Annotated in this window: 17 protein-coding genes; 5 read left to right on the forward strand and 12 right to left on the reverse strand. The window is 61.4% G+C overall.

Translation table 11 applies throughout. The features are described from left to right. Positions 1 to 489: 489 nt before the first annotated feature. Both C4N04_RS00465 and C4N04_RS00470 read right to left on the reverse strand, forming a co-directional pair. On the reverse strand, positions 490 to 1,863 hold the full coding sequence (locus tag C4N04_RS00465) for a PleD family two-component system response regulator (RefSeq protein WP_106795236.1): 1,374 nt from the start codon (positions 1,861 to 1,863) through the stop codon (positions 490 to 492). Between the two features lie 18 nt (positions 1,864 to 1,881). Then, positions 1,882 to 2,253: a response regulator gene (locus C4N04_RS00470; RefSeq protein ID WP_003547430.1), complete on the reverse strand. Its 372-nt coding sequence runs from the start codon at positions 2,251 to 2,253 to the stop codon at positions 1,882 to 1,884. 133 nt (positions 2,254 to 2,386) lie between these two features. On the opposite strand from C4N04_RS00470, the gene C4N04_RS00475 reads away from it, so the two are divergent. Both C4N04_RS00475 and C4N04_RS00480 read left to right on the forward strand, forming a co-directional pair. After that, positions 2,387 to 2,695, forward strand: coding sequence for a DUF3572 domain-containing protein (locus tag C4N04_RS00475; protein WP_009990435.1), 309 nt, complete (start codon positions 2,387 to 2,389; stop codon positions 2,693 to 2,695). Further along, positions 2,692 to 3,366, forward strand: coding sequence for a hypothetical protein (locus tag C4N04_RS00480; protein ID WP_199852439.1), 675 nt, complete (start codon positions 2,692 to 2,694; stop codon positions 3,364 to 3,366). The genes C4N04_RS00475 and C4N04_RS00480 overlap by 4 nt, the downstream gene beginning before the upstream one ends. On the opposite strand, the gene C4N04_RS00485 is transcribed toward C4N04_RS00480, so the two are convergent. Then, entirely contained in the window at positions 3,341 to 3,928 is a 588-nt protein-coding gene (locus C4N04_RS00485) for a GNAT family N-acetyltransferase (RefSeq protein ID WP_077993369.1), read from the reverse strand. The genes C4N04_RS00480 and C4N04_RS00485 overlap by 26 nt on opposite strands. Before the next feature lie 75 nt (positions 3,929 to 4,003). Between C4N04_RS00485 and C4N04_RS00490 the strand changes: the two genes are divergently transcribed. Continuing rightward, positions 4,004 to 5,293: a DNA polymerase IV gene (locus C4N04_RS00490; RefSeq protein WP_106795238.1), complete on the forward strand. Its 1,290-nt coding sequence runs from the start codon at positions 4,004 to 4,006 to the stop codon at positions 5,291 to 5,293. A 154-nt stretch (positions 5,294 to 5,447) separates the two neighbouring features. Next, on the forward strand, positions 5,448 to 6,704 hold the full coding sequence (locus tag C4N04_RS00495; RefSeq protein ID WP_106795239.1) for a L,D-transpeptidase family protein: 1,257 nt from the start codon (positions 5,448 to 5,450) through the stop codon (positions 6,702 to 6,704). A 108-nt stretch (positions 6,705 to 6,812) separates the two neighbouring features. Here the strand turns inward: C4N04_RS00495 and dnaE are convergent, their stop codons facing one another. Continuing rightward, positions 6,813 to 10,310 (reverse strand): DNA polymerase III subunit alpha, encoded by a 3,498-nt coding sequence (gene dnaE / locus C4N04_RS00500; protein ID WP_106795240.1) that lies wholly within the window; start codon positions 10,308 to 10,310, stop codon positions 6,813 to 6,815. 515 nt (positions 10,311 to 10,825) lie between these two features. On the opposite strand from dnaE, the gene C4N04_RS00505 reads away from it, so the two are divergent. Next, complete coding sequence (locus C4N04_RS00505) at positions 10,826 to 11,290, forward strand: DUF5680 domain-containing protein (RefSeq protein WP_106795241.1); 465 nt, start codon at positions 10,826 to 10,828, stop codon at positions 11,288 to 11,290. A gap of 16 nt (positions 11,291 to 11,306) precedes the next feature. On the opposite strand, the gene C4N04_RS00510 is transcribed toward C4N04_RS00505, so the two are convergent. From C4N04_RS00510 to nuoN, 8 genes are all read right to left on the reverse strand, one after another. Then, positions 11,307 to 11,990 carry an ABC transporter ATP-binding protein gene (locus C4N04_RS00510; protein ID WP_088685457.1) on the reverse strand — a complete coding sequence of 228 codons (684 nt, stop codon included), beginning with the start codon at positions 11,988 to 11,990 and terminating at the stop codon, positions 11,307 to 11,309. Between the two features lie 14 nt (positions 11,991 to 12,004). Beyond that, positions 12,005 to 13,309 carry a lipoprotein-releasing ABC transporter permease subunit gene (locus C4N04_RS00515; protein WP_106795242.1) on the reverse strand — a complete coding sequence of 435 codons (1,305 nt, stop codon included), beginning with the start codon at positions 13,307 to 13,309 and terminating at the stop codon, positions 12,005 to 12,007. A 15-nt stretch (positions 13,310 to 13,324) separates the two neighbouring features. Then, on the reverse strand, positions 13,325 to 14,647 hold the full coding sequence (gene proS, locus C4N04_RS00520; RefSeq protein WP_106795243.1) for a proline--tRNA ligase: 1,323 nt from the start codon (positions 14,645 to 14,647) through the stop codon (positions 13,325 to 13,327). 591 nt (positions 14,648 to 15,238) lie between these two features. Beyond that, positions 15,239 to 15,514: a DUF1467 family protein gene (locus C4N04_RS00530; RefSeq protein WP_009995819.1), complete on the reverse strand. Its 276-nt coding sequence runs from the start codon at positions 15,512 to 15,514 to the stop codon at positions 15,239 to 15,241. A 160-nt stretch (positions 15,515 to 15,674) separates the two neighbouring features. Further along, entirely contained in the window at positions 15,675 to 16,079 is a 405-nt protein-coding gene (gene mce / locus C4N04_RS00535; RefSeq protein WP_077993359.1) for a methylmalonyl-CoA epimerase, read from the reverse strand. A gap of 2 nt (positions 16,080 to 16,081) precedes the next feature. Then, the gene (locus tag C4N04_RS00540) at positions 16,082 to 17,752 is read right to left on the reverse strand and encodes a ribonuclease J (RefSeq protein ID WP_106795244.1); all 1,671 of its coding nucleotides are present in this window, start codon (positions 17,750 to 17,752) and stop codon (positions 16,082 to 16,084) included. A gap of 17 nt (positions 17,753 to 17,769) precedes the next feature. Next, on the reverse strand, positions 17,770 to 18,534 hold the full coding sequence (locus tag C4N04_RS00545) for a biotin--[acetyl-CoA-carboxylase] ligase (RefSeq protein ID WP_038688215.1): 765 nt from the start codon (positions 18,532 to 18,534) through the stop codon (positions 17,770 to 17,772). Then, positions 18,534 to 19,979 (reverse strand): NADH-quinone oxidoreductase subunit NuoN, encoded by a 1,446-nt coding sequence (gene nuoN, locus C4N04_RS00550; RefSeq protein ID WP_039619118.1) that lies wholly within the window; start codon positions 19,977 to 19,979, stop codon positions 18,534 to 18,536. Before nuoN ends, C4N04_RS00545 begins: the two co-directional genes overlap by 1 nt. Positions 19,980 to 19,993 lie beyond the last annotated feature (14 nt).

Here is a 19,993-nt window from a genome sequence, read left to right on the forward strand (position 1 = left end):
GCTCCTCTTCGGGAGCTCTTCTCTTATGAGCCGATAATTTGCGCAGAAATGAAAGAAAATCAACAAATTCTTAATGATGAATTTTCTTAGCTTGATTTTATGGTTAAAAGTCCAGGATTGGCGCACACAAAGATTTGACGTCTCTGCTTGCACCCAAAGCCTAGCGGTGAAGGCTTAGAAGAAATTCGGCAATATAACTTAATAACTTAAGCCGCCCCTCCCCTTACGTGAGGTGACGCCGCCGCACTCTATTTGACCCTGTTGTCAGCAGACATTCTTTTATAGTCCCTATTTCATTCCGAGCGCCGTCCGGCATTCCAGAAAATGTCGCACGCCGCCGTTATCCACAGCAACACCTGGAGTCCATTTTTGGGCTATCAAGTCGCAGATTTTTTGGCCTGCGTCGCATGGGCGAAGGTTAAAAATCGTAATAATTGGCTTACGACAGTGGAAAAACCCACAAAGCCCGGCAAGAGGCCGGGTGATTCGTCAGGCAGCTGCGGCAACCACGCGATTGCGGCCGGTATTCTTGGCCTCGTAAAGCGCAAGATCGGCCTGCTTCATCAACTGGTTGGGGGTCAGCACCGAGCCAATCCGTGAGGCGATACCGAAGGAGGCGGTGACGTTGAGCGCTTCGCCGGAGTGCTTCAGGATGAAGGGAGCGCTTTCGACTGCCGCGCGCAGGCGCTCGGCGACAGCGGCGGCCACTTCCGGCGACGTGTCCGGCATGGCTACGACGAACTCCTCCCCGCCGTAGCGGCAGGCGAGATCGGCGCCGCGGATGGTCGAACGGACGCGGTTTGCGAATTCGCGCAGGACTTCGTCGCCGCCGTCATGGCCGTAGGTGTCGTTCACCTGCTTGAAACGGTCGATATCGGTGATCAGCACCGAAAGCGGACGCCCCCGCGCCATCGACCGGTTAAAGAGCACGGTGAGGTGATTGTCGAGATAACGCCTGTTGTTAAGTCCGGTCAGCGGATCGGTCACGGCAAGCTCGATCGTCTGCTTGACGCTGGCGCGCAGCCGATCATTGTAGCGCTTGCGGCGGATCTGCGTCAGGCTGCGGGCGACCAGCTCGTTCGGATCGACGGGACGGATGATATAATCGTTGACGCCGAGATCGAGGGCGCGCACGACCATCTCGTCAGCCCCCTGCTCGGTGATGATCAGGATCGGCAGGAAGCGTGTGCGCTCCAGCGATCGCAATTGAGAGCAGAGGCGAAGCGGATCGTAATCGTCGAAATTGGCGTTGACGATGACGAGGTCGAAGGCGTGCTCGGCTGCTTCGAAGAGGGCTGCCTGCGGATCGGAGAGGGCAAGCACGTCGGCGACGGGCTTCAGCGCCCTGACGATGCGTTCCTGCGAATTGGCGCGGCCATCGACCAGCAGCACCTGGCCGGCCTCGTCGGCGCGGCCCTCGCCTGCCCGCATCAGGTCGCCCATGCCCATCGTATGGGCGGTGTCGGCGCGGATGCGCAGCTCATCGCTCAATGTTTTCAGCCGCAGCAGGCTCTTTACCCGCGAGATCAGCTGCAGATCATTGACCGGTTTGGTGAGGAAATCGTCCGCGCCGGCCTTCAGGCCACGCACGCGATCGGCCGGCTGGTCGAGTGCTGTGACCATGACGACGGGGATATGGGCGGTCTTCTGGCTGGCCTTCAGCCGTTCGCAGACCTCGAAACCATCGATACCGGGCATCATGATGTCGAGCAGGATCAGATCGACTTGATTGCGCTCGCAGATTGCCAGCGCCTCGTGGCCGTCGGCGGCGGTCATCACGTCGAAATACTCCGCGAGCAGCCGCGCTTCGAGCAGCTTCACGTTGGCCGGAATATCGTCAACCACCAGTATTCGCGCAGTCATAAGCGTCTTTCCGATGCGTCAGGCATCGCCCAGATAGGTCTTGATCGTCTCGATGAATTTCGGAACCGAGATCGGCTTGGAAACATAGGCCTCGCAGCCGCCCTGGCGGATCCGTTCCTCATCGCCCTTCATCGCGAAAGCCGTGACGGCGATGACGGGAATCACGTGCAGCTCGTCATCCTCCTTCAGCCATTTGGTGACTTCGAGGCCGGAGACCTCGGGAAGCTGGATATCCATGAGGATGAGGTCGGGGCGATGCTTGCGCGCCAGATCGAGCGCCTCCATGCCGTTGCGCGTCTGGATCGTGGTATAGCCGGACGCCTCGATGAGGTCGCGAAAGAGCTTCATGTTGAGCTCGTTATCTTCTACAATCATCACCTGTTTGGGCATGACAAGCTGTCCCTACGTCCGTTCGCGCAGCGGTTCGTCCCATGAGAAAGACACATGCGGATGAAGAGCTCCGTGAAACCGATAGCGCACGCTAGCGGTATTTGGTTGAAGAAAAGGTAACTTACCCCTCGAAATGCAAAGCAACTTCAAGACTTCGAAACAACTGGCGGCCGACCCGCACGAGACGGCGATCGCCGTGCTCGGCTGGCTTGCCGACGATCCCGAGATGTTCGGCCGCTTCCTCGCGCTCACGGGCGTGGCCCCTGGGCAGGTGCGCAACGCCGTCAACGATCCGGGCTTCCTCGCCGGCATGATGGATTTTCTGATGAACCACGAGCCGACTGCGATGGCCTTCTGCGCGGCGAGCGGCCTCAGCCCGGAGACGGTGACCGCAGCCTGGCGGCATTTCTCCTCGCCGGGTCTCGATTCCGGGGAATACTGAGCGTGACCGATCTCGATATTTCCCATATCCGCCTCGGCGAGCGGCCGCTGATCGTCTGTGACGTCGACGATGTGGTGCTGCAGTTCATCGATCCGTTCCAGCTTTTTCTTCAAAGCCTGGGTCATGAGTTCCTGCCGCGATCGTTCCGGCTGCATGGCAACATCGTCTCCACGGCGGACGGTGCGGAGATCGAGGGCAACCAGGTCAGCCGGCTGATCGAAGAGTTTTTCGAAGCGCAGGAACTGTGGCAGACGCCGGTCGACCACGTCATCGAAACGCTGGATCGGCTTTCGCAGGCGGCCGATATCCTTTTCCTGACGGCGATGCCGCCGCGATTCCAGGATCAGCGCCGCCGCCTGCTGGACAGCGCCGGGCTGCTCTTTCCGCTGCTTGCCAGCGAGCAGCCCAAGGGGCCGATCGTTCACGCGCTGCATGCCAGCCGCTCCTTTCCCGTCGTCTTCATCGATGATATGGCGCACAATCTGCATTCCGTCAGGGAACATGTGGCCGATTGCCTGCTCGTTCATCTGATGCCGGACTCACCGGTCCATCGTTTCGCGCCGGCAGCGGCCGACGACATCAGCCGCGCCATCGACTGGGCGCACGCGGCTGAACTGATCGAGGCCCATTTTCTTGCCGGCACGCTCAGTCGCGCAATTCCAGCCGCATGAGCGGCCGCCCGTCCTTGCGCCTAGCCACAGTCTCGAAGCCGGCCGCATCAAAGATCGCAGTCGAGCCGATGCAGAGCGTCACGGATTTCGACTGCTTCACTTGGTCGATCGGACAGGCTTCCAGCAGCCGCGCGCCCTGGCGCCTGGCGTGATCGATCGCGCCGGCGAGCAGCCGATGGCTCATTCCCTTGCCGCGCAGCCTGGGCAGCAGGAAGAAGCAGCTGACGGCCCAGATCGACGGATCATGCGCATCGCCCTCTTCCAGCGGTCGCGAAACGGTGCGCGGCGAGTTGAACTGCGGCACGTCGTGGCGTGGCCCGACCTGCACCCAGGCGACCGGCTCGCCACCGGCATAACAGAGGATGCCCGGCGGCGGACCTGCCTCGATCCGTTGCTGCATATGCGCCTTGCGCTCGTCGGCTGGCATTTTCGTCCTCACCGCATGCGGCAGACGCAGCGCCACACACCAGCAATGGTAGAAAGCGCCCTGCGGCCCGAACAGGGTTTCGAAGTCACCCCAGCGTTCCGCCGTCACCGGCTCGAAACGAATATCGTTATCCAAAGGCAAAGCTCCCGCCGCTCTTGAGACTCGTCAGCTTAAGGCGTAGTGTCGCGACGTTCAACCTTTGTTCTCACCATGACGCCCGCCCCTGACAAGACACCCGGCTTTTGTCGCGACTGCCTTGCCGAGCAGAAGGGTGAGGCGCGCCGTTGCATATCCTGCGGCAGTCCGCGTCTGGTGCGCCATCACGAGCTCCATGCACTGACGCTGGCGCATATCGATTGCGACGCCTTCTATGCGGCCGTCGAGAAGCGCGACAATCCCGAGCTTGCCGACAAGCCCGTGATCATCGGCGGCGGCAAACGCGGCGTCGTCTCCACTGCATGCTACATTGCCCGCATCCACGGAGTGCGCTCGGCGATGCCGATGTTCAAGGCGCTGGAGGCATGCCCACAGGCCGTCGTCATCCGTCCTGATATGGAGAAATATGTCCGGGTCGGGCGCCAGGTACGGGCGCTGATGCAGGATCTGACGCCGCTGGTGCAGCCGCTGTCGATCGACGAGGCATTTCTGGAACTTGGCGGCACCGAGCGGCTGCATCACGACCCGCCGGCGCGCACGCTCGCCAAATTCGCCCGGCGCATCGAAACGGAGATTGGCATCACCGTCTCGGTCGGGCTTTCCTATTGCAAATTCCTCGCCAAGGTCGCCTCCGACCTGCAGAAGCCACGCGGTTTTTCCGTCATCGGCCGCGAAGAAGCGGTCGAATTCCTGGCGCCGCGTCCCGTCACGACGATCTGGGGTGTCGGCAAGGCCCTTGCCGCGACGCTGGAAGCGGATGGCATCCGCACCATCAGCCAGTTGCAGCAGATGGAGGAGAACGAGCTGATGCGCCGCTACGGCAGCATCGGCCAGCGGCTCGCCCGCCTCTCGCGCGGCATCGACGACCGCGAGGTGCATCTCAATGATGCCGCCAAGAGCGTCTCGGCCGAGACGACCTTCTTCGACGACATCTCGCGCCACGACGATCTGGTGCCGATCCTGCGCAATCTTTCCGAAAAGGTCTCCTGGCGCTTGAAGAAAGGCGACATCGCCGGCCGCACCGTCGTGCTGAAGATGAAGAGCGCGGACTTCAAGACGCGCACCCGCAACCGCAGGCTCGAGGACCCGACCCAGCTGGCCGACAGGATCTTCCGGATCGGGCTCGAGCTGCTCGAAAAGGAGACGGACGGCACGAAATTCCGCCTGATCGGCATCGGCGTCACCGATCTCGGCGACGCCGCCCGCGCCGACCCGCCCGATCTCATCGACCGGCAGTCGGGCCGGCGGGCAGCGGCCGAAGCGGCGATGGACAAGCTGCGCGACAAGTTCGGCAAGGGCACAGTCGAGACCGGCAATACCTTCGGCAGCAAGCGCGATCACTGAGGTGTCGCCCGGAACTGCGCAGCGGTTCGGGGGTAACGACATGCGTTAAATCACAGCGCTGAGGCTGTTACCCCGGCTGCCGTTCAGCCTATAAAATCTTCCTTAAACTTCGTCCCATAATGTGCCGGACCAGTATTGCGTATGGTTGGGTATCATGGTCTCGCGTTTCGTCTTCGGCCTCGGCTTGCTGTCGGCCACCGCACTCGTGCACCCTGCTTTTGCCGCGGATGCACGCACGCTGCAGATCTTCGTTTCGAAGGACAAGCAGTCGCTTGCGGTCTATGACGGCACCGAGGTCGTCGCGACCTCGAAGGTCTCGACCGGCAAGGACGGCCACACGACGCCGAGCGGCATCTTCTCGGTGCTGGAAAAGCAAAAATACCACGAATCCAATCTCTATTCGAACGCGCCGATGCCCTTCATGCAAAGGCTGACATGGTCCGGCATCGCGCTGCACGAATCCAATTCGGTGCCGCGTTATCCGGCCTCGCATGGCTGCGTGCGCATGCCCGGCGCTTTCGCAAAAATGCTCTATGGCATGACCGGCAACGGTATCCCCGTCATTATCAGCGATGGCGAGCTGGCGCCGCAGCCGATCGACCACCCCAACCTCTTCCGTCCGGAGACATCGGTGGCGATGCCGCTGCTTTCGGATGTCGAATTGCGGCCCTCCATGCCAGACAGCCCGCTAAAGCCGGTGCAGGTGGCGATGAACGACACGGCGGCCATGCCGATGCCGGTAGCGGCGCTGATGCCAAAGCCCGAAATCGAGCCGCCATCCGAGCCGATCAGCATGCTGATCACACGCCGGACGCTGCGCGAGACGGTGATCGACATTCAGACCCTTCTCAACCAGCTCGGTTTTTCAGCCGGCGATCCGGACGGCTTGCTCGGCCCGTCGACCGTGCAGGCGGTCACTGCCTTCAAGACGCTGCGTCCAGCGGAATTTGCGGGCGACAGAAGCCCAATCTCCGACAGGCTGCTCAAAGCCGTCTATGCCGCGGCCGGCAAGGGCGAGCCGCCGAACGGCGTCATCATGGTGCGGAAGGCGTTCAAACCGGTGTTCGAGGCGCCAGTGACGATCACCGATCCGGGGCTGGCGCTCGGCACGCATTTCTTCACGTTGCACGCGGTCGATGAAAAGGCCGGCACGGCGGACTGGCTCGGCATCACCCTCGAAAACAATCTCTCCCGCGAAACGATGAAGCGGCTCGGGATCAGCAATCAGGAAAGCTCGATTGTCACCGGCAAGCCGATTGCCCGTTCGCTGAGCAGGATTACCATCCCCGACGAAACCCGCCGCAAGATCGACGCGCTGATCGCGCCCGGCTCGACGCTGACAATCTCCGATACCGGTCTCGGCACCGAGACCGGGGAAGGCACGAATTTCATTACCATCACCCGCGGCTGACGGCCATCAGCCCGGGGCGAGGTGCATCACGCTGGGTAAGGTGCATTACCCTAGGTGATCCACTCGCCGCTGGCGATCTACTTCGCCCCCGGGCGATCCGCTTCGCGATCACACAAGCTCGACGTCGACCACTCCGGGGGCCGCGCGAAGAGCGGCGGCGATCTCCGGGGTGATGCGGTATTTCTCCGGCAGCGCCACTTCGACCTCGCGCTTGCCCTCTTCCTTGATGACGATGAAGGAAACCAGGCCGTCGCCCTTGGCGTTCAGATGGCCGGCGACCATTTTCAGCGGCCCGGAATCTCTGATATAAACGCGCAGCGCCTTCTGCATCTGCAGCGACTTTTCCTCTAGCGACTGGATCGTCTGGATGCGCAGACCGATGCCCTCCGGCCGCTCCTCGCCGGTCGCGGTCAGCAGGAAGGATTTTCCGGACTCCAACATGTCGCGGTACTGGTTCAGCATTTCCGAAAACAGCACGGCCTCGAACTGGCCCGACGAATCCGAAAAGACGATGATGCCCATCTTGTTGCCGGTGCGGGTCTTGCGCTCCTGCTTGGAGATGACGGTTCCCGCAAGGCGCGCATTCGACGCGCCCTGTTTGATCGCTGCGGAGAACTCGGCAAAGGTCTGCACCCGCATCTTCTGCAGGATGTTGCTGTAGGAATCGAGCGGGTGGGCGGTGAGATAGAAGCCCAGCACCTGGAACTCCTTGAGCAGCCGCTCCGAGGCAAGCCAGGGCGAAAACGGCGGCAGGGCGATCTTCTCGGGGCCCGAGGTCAGGGTGCTGCCGAAAATATCCGACTGGCCGCTCAGCTTGTTTTCCTGGGCGCGCTGGGCATAGCCGAGGATACGGTCGAGCCCGGCTGAAAGCTGGGCGCGGTCGGTGCCGAAACAATCGAAGGCACCCGCAAAGATCAGGCTTTCCAAGACGCGGCGATTGACCTGGCGCGGATCGATGCGCAGGCAGAAATCCTCGATGCCGGCGAACGGCTTGTCGCCGCGCACCTCGACGATATGGTCGACGGCGGATTCGCCGACGCCCTTGAGGGCGGCGAGCGCATAATAGATGCGGTTGTCGCCGGTTTCGAACTGGCGGAAGGAGGTCTGCACCGACGGGGCGATCACCTCGATGCCGAGGCGCTTGGCGTCCTGGCGGAAGTCGTTGACCTTTTCGGTGTTGGACATGTCGAGCGTCATCGAGGCGGCGAGGAATTCGACCGGATAATGCGCCTTCATATAGGCCGTCTGGTAGGAGACAATGGCGTATGCGGCGGCATGCGACTTGTTGAAGCCGTAATTGGCGAACTTCGCCAGCAGTTCGAAGATATTGTCGGCTTGCGACTTCGATACGCCGTTCTTGACGGCGCCATCGACGAAGCGCTCGCGCTGCTGGTCCATCTCGGCCTTGATCTTCTTACCCATGGCGCGGCGCAAAAGATCGGCCTCTCCGAGCGAATAACCGGACAGCACCTGGGCGATCTGCATCACCTGTTCCTGATAGACGATCACACCCTGAGTTTCCTTGAGCAGGTGGTCGATCATCGGATGGATCGATTCCAGCTCTTCGTCACCGTGCTTGCGGGCGTTGTAGGTCGGGATGTTCTCCATCGGGCCCGGACGATAGAGCGCCACCAGCGCGATGATGTCCTCGATGCAGTCCGGTTTCATGCCGATCAGCGCCTTGCGCATGCCGGCACTTTCCACCTGGAACACGCCGACCGTTTCGCCGCGTGACAGCATCTCGTAGGTCTTCTTGTCGTCCAGCGGAATGGCCGCAAGGTCGACACTGATGCCGCGCTTGGCGACGAAATCGACGGCGACCTTCAGGACGGTCAGCGTCTTCAGGCCAAGGAAGTCGAATTTGACGAGGCCCGCCTGCTCAACCCATTTCATGTTGAACTGGGTGACCGGCATGTCGGAGCGCGGATCGCGATACATCGGCACCAGCTTGGACAGCGGCCGGTCGCCGATGACGATACCGGCGGCATGGGTCGAGGCATGGCGGTAAAGCCCCTCGATCTTCTGGGCGATATCGAGCAAGCGCGCGACGACCGGTTCCTTCGCCGCCTCCTCCTGCAGCTTCGGCTCCTCCTCGATCGCCTTGGAGAGCGGCGTCGGATTGGCCGGATTGTTCGGCACAAGTTTGCAAATCTTGTCGACCTGGCCGTAGGGCATCTCCAGCACGCGGCCGACGTCGCGGAGTGCGGCGCGCGCCTGCAGCGAACCGAAGGTGATGATCTGGGCCACCTGCTCGCGGCCGTACTTGGCCTGGACGTATCGGATCACCTCTTCGCGGCGGTCCTGGCAGAAGTCGATGTCGAAGTCCGGCATGGAGACGCGTTCCGGATTGAGGAAGCGCTCGAACAGCAGCGAAAACCGCAAGGGATCGACGTCGGTGATGGTCAGCGCGTAGGCGACCAGCGAACCGGCGCCCGAACCGCGGCCGGGACCAACCGGAATGTCATGCTGCTTGGCCCATTTGATGAAGTCGGCAACGATCAGGAAGTAGCCGGGAAAGCGCATGCGTTCGATGACGCTGAGCTCGAAATCCAGGCGCTCGCGATAATCCTTCTCCTCATAACCCGGCGACATGCCGAGGGTCGAAAGCCGCATGTCCAACCCTTCGACCGCCTGGCGGCGCAGTTCGCTCGCCTCGGCGCGCTCGGCCTCCTCGGCATCGTCGGTCGCACCGGTGAAGCGTGGCAGGATCGGTTTGCGCGTCTTCAACACGAAGGAGCAACGCTTGGCGATCTCGATCGTGTTCTCCAGCGCTTCCGGCAGATCGGCAAAGAGCTTGGCCATCTCGGCCCGGCTCTTCAGATAATGATCCGGCGTCAGGCGAAAGCGGCTGTCGTCGGAGACGATGGCGTTATGAGCAACCGCCATAAGCGCATCATGGGCGTCGTAATCGTCGCGCGTCGGAAAAAAGGCCTCGTTGGTCGCGACCAGCGGCAGGTCGTGGGCATAGGCGAGCCCGACGATCTTCTGCTCGTGCCGCTTGTCGTAGGTGCCATGCCGCTGCAGCTCGACATAGAGCCTGTCGCCGAAGAGACACTTCAGCATCAGCAGCCGCGCTTCGGCCTGGGCGGAATGGCCCTCCCTGATCGCCCCGTCGACCGGCCCCATCAGGGCGCCGGTCAAGGCGATCAGCCCTTCCGTGCCCGCCTCCTCCAGCCAGGAGGATCGGACATGGACGGCCTGATTGCCTTCACCGCCGAGATAGGCGCGACTGACGAGGTCGACCAGCCTTTCGTAACCGGCCCCCGTCGCGGCGAGAAGAACGATCGACGGCAGCTTGACCAACGCCTGCTGGCCGCCGCGCTTTTCGGTCTCCAGCCCGTCTTCCATGTCGATCGAGACCTGGCAGCCGATGATCGGCTGCAGGCCCTCGTCCATCGCCTTCTGAGAGAATTCCAGTGCGATGAACAGATTGTTGGTATCGGTTATGGCGATCGCCGGCTGGCTGTCGCCGGTCGCCTTGTAGAGGATCTTCTTCAGAGGCAGCGCGCCCTCGAGAAGCGAATAGGCGGAGTGGACCCTTAGGTGGATGAAGCCCGGCGTGCCGCCGGTCGCCTCACCCGTTGAACCCTTTGCCGTCTCCGCCATGATATGCCTTCCCAATCACCCGAATGAATCGGACGCATTGTCGGCATTGAGGGCGATGATGTCCAGAAGAAGTCCCGCGTCCGAACCGCATGACTACCATGCGATCCCCTGAAAACTTTAGATCGCGATGACGATCAGCGAGAAGCTGGCAACGAACATTGCGATGGAGGTGAATGCTGCGATATCACGGATCATGTCAGTCATTTGGCTCTCCTTTACTCGTTATGTTTTTAATCTGTTCCACATATGTTCGCATGTCAACAGGAATCTTTTCCTCCGTACTTGCGTTTGAAAAATGCCCGTCGCGTGCTGCGAATCGCGCGCGGCCTCGATGCCGGCGTTGAATATACCCGGCAACCGCGCCTGGCATTCCCAACCCGAGACGGATCGGCGCGGATCATCCAATGTCGGACGCGTTTGCTCAGAGAAACAAAGCGCCGCCCGCCATTTTGTTCTTCTTATGTTCTCACCGTCCTGCTATATCAATTCAGATGAGTCAGGGGAGGACGACGATAATGCTCGATACGGCGATGCTGAACGGCTTCATTGTCGAGGCCAAGGCGGCGACCTATGTCGGGGGTGGTGTGCCTCGCCTGCCCTGCCGGCCGGGTGCTCATGATATCGGCTATTTCAGCGGCGACTGGCGCTATCTCGACAGTTATTTCGGCGGCACGGATTTCGCCGGACAGGAGGTGGTGTGGATTGCCGATGAACCCGTCTGGGCGATGAATTATATCGGCTGCGTCATCGCGCCCGATCTCATCGACGGCAGTGCGGCCGGAACGGTGATCAAGGCGGCGCTCTCGGCAATGTATCGGGAAGGCCGGTTTCTTGGCGGAATGGAATTCGATCATCCACTCGGCCGTTATATCGACCGCAGCGAAGGCGGCTGCGACCGGTTCAACGGCCATGAATGCATCATCGTCGGCGGCCGCAAGGCCTATGCGCTCGACTATCGCGGCGGGCTGGTCATCCCCTGATCGCTGGGCCGATGCGCTAGAAGTCGACGATCTTGCCGTCCGAAATCGTCACGCGCCGGTCCATGCGACGGGCGAGTTCGTGATTGTGGGTGGCGATGAGGGCGGCGAGGCCGGATTGGCGCACCAGCGCCTCCAGCGCGTCGAAGACGTAAGCTGCCGTTTCCGGGTCGAGATTGCCGGTCGGCTCGTCGGCCAGAAGCAAGCTCGGCGCATTGGCGACGGCCCGGGCAATCGCGACGCGCTGCTGTTCGCCGCCGGAAAGCTCGCCGGGGCGATGGGCGCCACGATGGCCGATGCGCATGTAATCGAGAAGCTGGCCGGCCCGCTCGCCGGCTTCCTTCCAAGACAGCCCGGCGATCAGCTGCGGCATCATGATGTTTTCGAGCGCCGAAAATTCCGGCAGGAGATGGTGGAACTGGTAGACGAAGCCGATCTCGCTGCGGCGGATCGCGGTACGCTTCTCGTCGGAAAGGCCGTCGCAGGCGTGGCCATTGATGGTGACTTCACCGCCGTCGGGATGTTCGAGCAGACCCGCGACATGCAGCAGCGTCGACTTGCCGGTGCCGGAGGGAGCAACGAGCGCGACCATCTCGCCTTTCGACAGCGAGAAATCCGCGCCTTTCAGGATGGCGAGCAGCGTATCGCCCTGCCCGTAATGGCGCTCGACGCCGGTAAGCTTGAGAACGACGTTGCGTTTCATGAAGGCGGCATTCCTTATTCGTAGCGCAGGGCCTGCACCGGATCGAGCCTGGAGGCGCGCCAGGCCGGGAAGATGGTCGCGATGAAGGAGAGCGTCAGTGCCATGACGACGATCGAGATCGTTTCGCTGAGATCCATCTCCGCCGGCAGTTGGCTGAGGAAATAGACCTGCGGATTGAAGATTACTTCGCCCGAGATCCACGAGAAAAACTGACGGATGGATTCGATGTTGACACAGACGAGGACGCCGAGCAGTACGCCGGCGATGGTGCCGACGATACCGATCGCCGCCCCAGTCATGAAGAAGATGCGCATGATGGCGCCGGCGCTGGCGCCCATCGTGCGCAGAATGGCGATATCGCTGCCCTTGTCCTTCACCAGCATGATGAGGCCGGAGATGATGTTCAGCGCCGCGACAAGCACGATCAGCGTCAGGATCATGAACATGACGTTGCGCTCGACCTGCAGCGCCGAGAAGAAGGTCTGATTACGCTGTCGCCAGTCGGTCAAGCTGATCTGGCGGCCGGCCGCCTCCACGACCTTGGGTTTCAGCGTGTCGATATCGTCGGGGTGATCGACGAAAAGCTCTATCGACTGCACCAACCCCTCGGCATTGAAAAAGAGCTGCGATTCTTCCAGCGGCATGAAGATGATCGAGGAATCATATTCCGACATGCCGATCTCGAAGAGGCCGGAGATTTTGTAGGACTTGACGCGCGGGCTGACGCCCATCGGCGTAATGTCACCATCCGGTGACGTCAGCGTAATCAGGTCGCCGACGCTCAGGCCGAGCTGGTTGGCCATGCCGGTACCGATCAACACTCCCTGGCCGGAGGCAAACCCCACCATGTCGCCAGGTTTAATATTCTCCGAGACCGCCTTGAGTTTGGTCAGGTCCTCGGCGCGGACGCCGCGCACCAGCGCGCCGGTGCTGCCGCCGGCCTGGGCGGAGGCGAGAACCTGGCCTTCAACCAGCGGCAGAGCCATCTTGACGCCCGGCACGGCAGCCAGCCTGCTGGCGAGGTCGGCATAATCGGTGAAGGGGCCATCGGACGGCTGGACGATCATATGACCGTTGATGCCGAGGATGCGCGAGACCAGCTCGGTGCGGAAGCCGTTCATGACGGCCATGACGATGATCAGCGTCGCAACGCCGAGCATGATGCCGACGAAAGAGAAGCCGGCGATGACAGAGATGAAGGCTTCCTTGCGCCGGGCGCGCAGATAGCGCCAGGCCACGAGACGTTCGAAGGTGGAAAATGGCTTGCCAGCCGGACCCAAACCGGATGTTGAACTCCGGTCCACTGCTGCCTCTGCCATTTCGCCTCCGTTTCCTTAAGCCACGAACCTGTTGATCGCCGCTTCGATGGTCATCGTTTCGCGGGCGCCGGTCTTGCGGTCCTTCACTTCGACCTCGCCGTTTGCGACCGCGCGCGGGCCGGCGATGATCTGGACGGGTACGCCGATCAGGTCGGCGGTCGCGAATTTCGTGCCGGCCCGGTCGTCGGTATCGTCATAGAGCACATCCTTGCCGGCCTTGGTCAGCGCGGCGTAGATCAGCTCACAGGTATCGTCGCAAGCCTGATCGCCCGCCTTCATGTTGATCACCACGATATCGAAGGGCGCGACCGAAGGCGGCCAGATGATTCCGTTGTCGTCATGCGATGCTTCGATGATGGCGGGAACAAGGCGTGTCGGGCCGATACCGTAGGAACCCATGTGAACGAAGTGTTCCTTGCCGTCGGGTCCTTGCACTTTCGCACCCATCGTCTCGGAATATTTCGTGCCGAAATAGAAGATGTGGCCGACCTCTATGCCGCGCGCCGAGAGGCGGTCGCTTTCCGGAACGGCGTTGAAAGCCGCCTCGTCGTGCATTTCCGAGGTCGCCGCATAGAGCGAGGTCCACTTTTCGAAGATCGCCTGCAGGCCCTCGACGCTGTCGAAATCGGTGCGTTCGTCCGGAATATCGAAGCCTACGAAATCCTTGTGGCAGAAGACTTCGGATTCGCCGGTATCGGCGAGGATGATGAATTCATGGCTGAGATTGCCGCCGATCGGGCCGGTGTCAGCGCGCATGGGGATGGCGCGCAGGCCGAGCCGCTCGAAGGTTCTGAGATAGGCGGCGAACATCTTGTTGTAGGAATGTTCGGCCCCTTCGCGCGTCAGGTCGAAGGAATAGGCATCCTTCATCATGAATTCGCGCGAGCGCATGGTGCCGAAACGCGGACGGATCTCGTCGCGGAACTTCAGCTGGATGTGATAGAGATTGAGCGGCAGGTCCTTGTAGGATTTGACGGAGGAGCGGAAAATATCCGTCACCATCTCCTCGTTGGTGGGACCGTAGAGCATCGGCCGATCCTGGCGATCCTTGATGCGCAGCATCTCCTTGCCGTAGGCGTCGTAGCGGCCGCTTTCCTGCCAGAGCTCGGCCGATTGCAGGGTCGGCATCGACAGCTCGATGGCGCCGGCGCGGTTCTGCTCGTCGCGGATAATTGCGTTGACCTTGTCGAGCACGCGCTTGCCGAGCGGCAGCCAGGAATAGATGCCCTGCGACTGCTGGCGGATCATGCCGGCACGCAGCATCAGCCGGTGGGAGACGATTTCCGCCTCCTTGGGGTTTTCCTTGAGGATGGGCATGAAGTAGCGGGACAGACGCATGGCGGATTCCGGAGCAGTTGAGATCCCGCCGGCAAGCGGAATCGAAGGTACATTATGAATGTGGGAGCGTTCATAGCCGCTTCGCGGCAGGAAGGAAACCCGCAACCGCCGTCGGCGACCTCCCGGACAGGCATGTTCGCGCCCGCGAAAAGAAAGGGCGTAAAAAAGCGCGTGTTTATAAGGACTTGTACGAAAATCTTGTCAACAGAAATATTTTGCTAGAGTGTAGCAAAAATGCAAAAAAAGCTAATGACAAAGCCCAATGTTTGAGCTAGCTTTAGCTCACAAAACAGGCAGGAAGCTAAATTCTTGCCGAATTCGCGGTCAAGTCTTGGGAGGATCAGATCTTAGGCGCGCTCGTCGCTGCCCCGGCAACGGTTACAGATCACGCGATACTTAAAACAAGGCTTTCAGCCTTGTTTTTTTTTGGCTTTTCAACTCCCCTCCCGACGAGGAACGAGATCTCCTTCCGTAAGGAGATGCACCCATCCCGTTAGGCGAGCTCTTTGCCGCAACAGGGTGACGGCGATATGACGAAACGGATTGTTCCGGAAAATTTTACATCTGCTCAAACTTTGAGCAAAAGCTAAATCAATAGAAGCTAGGACCGAGTTGTGGAAGGGCGTCGAAGCCCCAACCGAAATAAGTGTCGCAGATATACCAGAGGCCGTAGATAAGAGCCGAAATCAGCGTCGTCAGCGAAAAGACGAAGGCGGCGCGAAAGCGGGTGGGCGCGCTTGGAACGGTGCCGAGCACAATATCGTCGTCTTCCGCCTGGGTGCGCAGGCCGATCGGCAGGACGGCGAAAAGCGTCATCCACCAGATGATAAAGTAGACGGCAAATCCCTGAAGGAAGGTCTGAAGCATTATTGTTCCCGGTAGTATCGCGCGTCAGGACGAAGGACGTTCTGACGCTTTAATTTGGCGTCCTTATACGGCGGAATGCGAGCCAATTCAAAGCGAACGAGCCATTTCGCCGCCTGCGGATCACTCTGCCGCAGAGAAAGCACTTGGCATCGCATTTAGCTCAGGCCTGTTCGAGTTCGATCAGCGTGCCGAAGAAATCCTTGGGATGCAAAAACAGCACCGGCTTGCCATGCGCGCCGGTCTTCGGCTGACCGTCGCCGAGCACCCGCGCCCCCGCCTCGATCAGCCGGTCACGGGCGCCGACGATATCGTCCACCTCGTAGCAGATATGGTGCATGCCGCCAGACGGATTCTTTTCTAGGAAGGCTGCAATCGGCGAGGCTTCCCCAAGCGGCTCAAGCAATTCGACCTTGGTGTTGGGCAGTTCGACGAAGACGACGGTGACGCCATGTTCCGGCAGCGCCTGCGGTTGCGACACAGCAGCGCCCAGCGTGTCGCGATAGGCGGCGGCCGCCGCCGACAGGTCGGGGACGGCGATGGCAATATGGTTCACCCGGCCGAGCATGATCAGACCTTGGTGACGAAGGCGGTTACGACTGGCTTCTTGCCCCAACTCTGGTTGGCAGCGGCGCGGATGGCGCGGCGCACGGCCTCCTGCAGCATGTCGATATCCTTGCGGCGGGCGCGCGGAATGCTTTCGATGGCGCTGATCGCCGCGTCGAACAGCGTATCCTCCATCTCATCGCCCTCGTCGTCATAGACGGGCAGGCCGATCGATACGAGATCGGGATCGCCGACAATATCATAACGGGCGTCGAGCACGACGCTGACCGCGACATGGCCGACATAGGAAAGCTTCTTGCGCTCGCCGATCCCCATCTCGTCGAAATCGCCGATCAGCATGCCGTCCTTGTAGATGCGGCCGTGCGGCGCTTCGCCGATCACCTCGACCGGGCCTGGCGCCAGCCGCAGGATATCGCCGTTGCGCACCCGCGGGACGATCGCGATGCCGGATTGCTCGGCAAGCTCCTTGTGCGCCGTCAGATGCGTCGCCTCGCCATGCACCGGCACAACGACCTTCGGCCGGGTCCACTCGTACATCCGCTGCAGCTCGTTGCGGCGGGGATGGCCGGACACGTGGACCAGGGCTTCAGTATCGGTGATGATGTGCACGCCCTGCTCGACGAGGCCGTTCTTGATGTCCTGGATCGCCTTCTCGTTACCGGGAATGGCGCGCGAGGAAAAGACGACGATATCGCCTGCCGCAAAGGCCACATTGCGCATCTCGTCGCGGGAGAGCTTGGCAAGCGCTGCCCGCGCCTCGCCCTGGCTGCCGGTCAGGATGACGACGACCTTGTCGCGGGGGATGTAGCCGTATTCCTCCTCGGAGATGAAGGGCTTCACGCCTTCCATCAGGCCGATATCCTGGGCGACGTCGACGACCCGCTTCAGCGAGCTGCCGAGCAGCAGTACTTCGCGGCCCGCCGCCTCGGCGGCCTCGGCAACGGTGCGGATGCGCCAGACATTCGACGAGAAGGTGGTGATCGCCACCCGGCCTTCGGCATCTTCGATAATCTTGCGCAGGCTTTCGGACACATCCTTCTCGGAGGGCGAAACACCGTCACGCAAGGCATTGGTGGAATCGCACATCAGCGCCAGCACGCCCTCGTCGCCCAACTGGCGAAAGCGCGTCTCATCGGTCAGCGGCCCGAGCGAGGGCTCGTGGTCGATCTTCCAGTCGCCGGTGTGGATGACATTGCCGGCCGGCGTGCGGATCATCAGCGACATCGGCTCGGGGATCGAGTGATTGACGGCAACACCTTCGATGCTGAACGGGCCGACATTGATCGTGTCGCCGGCCTTGAACGGCGTCACCGGCACCTCGCCGATCCTCGCCTTCTCGAAATTGCGTTTGGCTTCGAGCAGACCCGCGGTAAAGCCCGAGGCATAGACCGGCACGTTGAGCCCGGGCCAGAGATCGGCGAGTGCGCCATAATGATCTTCATGGGCATGGGTGATGATGATCGCCTTGAGGTTCTTGCGTTCGCTGGCGAGGAAGCGGATGTCGGGCAGGACGAGGTCGACGCCCGGCAGATCCGGGCCGGGAAAGGTGACGCCGCAATCGACCATGATCCACTGGCGATGCTCGGGCGGGCCGTAGCCATAGAGAGCGAGATTCATGCCGATCTCGCCAACGCCGCCCAGAGGCAGGAATACCAACTCGTCCTGTTTCACCATAATTTTCGTTTTTTCCGCTATTCAAAAAACACATCACCGGCGGCAATGGGAATGATCCTGCCAGCGCCGATATCGAGCATCAACAAGCCATTATCATCAATCCCGGCGAATTGTCCGGAAATCGACCGGTCCGGTAAATTGACCGTGATCTTTTCACCTATGCCACAGGCAATAGTGCGCCAGCGCGCAGTGATCTCGGCAATGCCGCGGCCCTGGTCCCATATATCGAGCACATCCGCCATCGCCGCGAAGAGATGGGCGAAAAGCTCTTCCGGCGAAGCCGCGCTTGCATGCTGACGCAGACAGGTGACGGGATAGAGCGGATTGTCCGGCATGACCGAGACATTGATGCCGATGCCGACGATCAGCGCGTAACGGCCGTCCGGCAACTGCTCGCCCTCGACGAGGATGCCGCAGGTCTTCTTTCGACCGATGAGAATATCGTTCGGCCATTTGACCTCGAGCGGTTCGGCGCCCGGAGGCAGCACCTGGCGGATCGCCTGGTGCACGGCGACGGCAACCGCCAGCGGCAGCGAGCCGAGGCGCTCCATCGGCGCCGGGTCGATCAAAAGCAGGGAAGCGTAGAGATTGCCGCGTTCGGACACCCAGAGGCGGCCGCGGCGGCCGCGGCCGCCGGTCTGCCTCTCGGCCGTCACCCAGAGATTTCCGGGATCGCCCGCCCGCGCCCGGGCGAGGCATTCGCTATTAGTGGACGATGTTTCCGACAGCGCCTCGTGCCTGAAATCGCCGAGCGATATCCGGCGCCGCCTGTCGGAAACCATTAGAAGAGCGTCGCGGCGGCAAGCTCTGCCGCACCGCCGATCGGCCCGCCGATGAGCACATAGGCGGTGACGAAGAGACCGGAAAGACCGAAGACCAGGCGCAGGGAGCCGGAGACCCGGGCGAATTCGCCGGTCGCCTCATCGAACCACATCAGCTTGATGACGCGCAGATAATAATAGGCGCCGACGACCGAGGCGAGAACGCCGATGATGGCAAGCGCGTAAAGCTTGGCTTCGATCGCCGCAACGAAGACGAAATATTTGGCGAAGAAGCCGGCGAGCGGCGGAATGCCGGCAAGCGAGAACATCAGCGCCGTCAGCACCACAGCCATGAACGGGTTGGTGGTGGAAAGGCCGGCGAGATCGTTGACCTCCTCGACAACGGTGCCGTCCTTGCGGCGCATCGACATGATGATCGCAAAGCTGCCGAGCGTCATGACCATATAGATGACCATGTAAAGCATGACGCCGGAAACACCGGTCTGGTTGCCGGCGGCAAGACCGACCAGCGCGTACCCCATGTGGCCGATCGATGAATAGGCCATCAGCCGCTTGATGTTCTTCTGGCCGATTGCCGCAAACGAGCCGAGCAGCATCGAGGCGATCGAGATGAACACGACAACCTGCTGCCAGTCGGCCAGAACTGGCTGGAAGGCGGTGATGACGATGCGGGTCATCATCGCCATGGCGGCAACCTTCGGGGCTGCGGCCAGGAAGGCGGTGACCGGCGTCGGCGCGCCCTCATAAACGTCGGGCGTCCACATGTGGAAGGGAACGGCCGAGATCTTGAAGGCAATGCCAGCGAGGATGAAGACCAGGCCGAAGATGAGACCGAGCGAACGCGCGCCCTCGACCGAAAGCGCCTGGGCGATCTCGGCGAAGTGGGTATGGCCGGTGAAGCCATAGACCAGCGACATGCCGTAGAGCAGCATGCCGGAGGAAAGCGCGCCGAGGACGAAATATTTCAGACCGGCTTCGGTCGACTTCAGGCTGTCGCGGTTGATCGCGGCGACGACATAGAGCGCCAGCGACTGCAGTTCCAGCGCCAGATAAAGCGAAATCAGATCGTTGGCCGAGATCATCAGCAGGATGCCGAGGGTCGCGAGCACCAGGAGAACCGGGAACTCGAACTTGTCGAGCTGGTTTTCCCTCGCGTGGCCCATCGTCATGAATAGGGCGACCAGCGAGCCGATGAGCGCCACCAGCTTCATGAAGCGGGAGAAGCCGTCGGCCATATAGACGCCGCCATAGGCAAGGCCTTCGGCCGGCACGAAGAGCAGCCACAGGCCGGAGGCTAGCAACAGCACGATGGCGAGGCCGGTGACGACGAGGCCCGACCGCTCGCCTGAGAAGACGCCGACCATCAACAGGACCAGGGCGCCGACCGCGAGGATCAGCTCCGGCGCGGAAAGATGCAGACTGAGGAGGATTGTTTCAGCGGTCATGTCCGATAAGTCCC

This window comes from Rhizobium sp. H4, assembly GCF_003013335.1.
GTDB lineage: Bacteria > Pseudomonadota > Alphaproteobacteria > Rhizobiales > Rhizobiaceae > Rhizobium > Rhizobium sophoriradicis.